Origin of the sequence: Pseudomonas syringae (genome assembly GCF_000737245.1) — a bacterium.
Taxonomy (GTDB): Bacteria; Pseudomonadota; Gammaproteobacteria; order Pseudomonadales; family Pseudomonadaceae; genus Aquipseudomonas; species Aquipseudomonas syringae_J.
Map to the genome: position 1 here is coordinate 1 of NZ_JPQU01000088.1, position 1,170 is coordinate 1,170.

Consider the following 1,170-nt stretch of genomic DNA (forward strand, 5'->3'; position numbering starts at 1 on the left):
CAAGCGCGAACAGGTCATGCAATACGGCGAAAGCGACCTGGCCTTTATCACCCGCCTGCTGGCCGAAGTGGGTATCTGGTATCGCTTCGAACATCACAACGAGTGGCATTTTGAAATCGCAGAGTTTTGCGATCACCAACGCTTTTACCAATTCGACATCGAACTGCCACTGCTTCCCCAATCGGGCCTCAGCAGCAACGGCGAAGATGCCGTTTGGCAATTGCAGACCGAGCATCGGGTCGTAGAAAAAAACATCAACTTCCGCGCCTACAACCCCCGCGAGGCCAACGCCTGGCTCAATGGCGAAGTCGATCAAACCGATGGAGACAAAACCACCTACGGCGAGGCCTACCACTACGCCGAACCCTACACCGTGCTGGGCGACGCCCTGAAAAAAGATGAGCGCCTGCAAACCGAAAGCGGCCATTTCTACGCACGGCTGCGCCACGAGCAATACCTCAACAGCCAGACCCAACTGAGCGGCGTCAGCAGCAGCGCAACCCTGGCCCCTGCTCAGGTACTGACCATCAAAGGTGACGCACCGCTGGCCTTCAAGCCCCGCATCGTGCTTACCGGCCTGAAAATCACCGCCGCTCGCGGCCGCAGCCTTGAGGTGGAATTCGAGGCCATGCCATATTCGGAAACGGTGTGCTTCCGGCCAAAAGTGCCCGCCAAACCGCAGATCGCCGGCACCATCCCCGCCCGCGTCACCAGCCCGGACAAAAATCCCCGCTACGCCGAAGTCGATCAGGAAGGCCGCTACCGGGTCAACTTCCTGTTCGACCGCGACGAATGGATGGTCGGCCGGGAAAGCATGTGGCTGCGCCTCGCCCGCCCTTATGCTGGCGACACCCACGGCCTGCACCTCCCGCTGATCCCAGGCACCGAAGTCGCCATCGCCTTCGAACACGGCGACCCCGACCGCCCCTACATCGCCCACGCCCTGCACGACGATCGCCACCCGGATCACATCACCGACCGCAGACGCGACCACACCCGCAACGTCCTGCGTACCTCAGCCAATAACAAGTTGCGCATGGAAGATCTGCGCGGTTCCGAGCACATCAAACTCAGCACCGAACACAGCGGCAAAAGCCAGCTGAACCTTGGGCATCTGGTGGATGCCAAGAAGGAAAAGCGCGGGGAAGGGTTTGAGTTGAGGACCGATGG

General features: G+C 60.4%; 1 protein-coding gene. It reads left to right on the forward strand.

Translation table 11 applies throughout. The annotated features are described in order from the left end of the window. Positions 1-1,170 (forward strand): type VI secretion system Vgr family protein (locus IV01_RS02535; protein WP_032631355.1); only part of this gene is annotated, 1,170 nt, incomplete at both ends.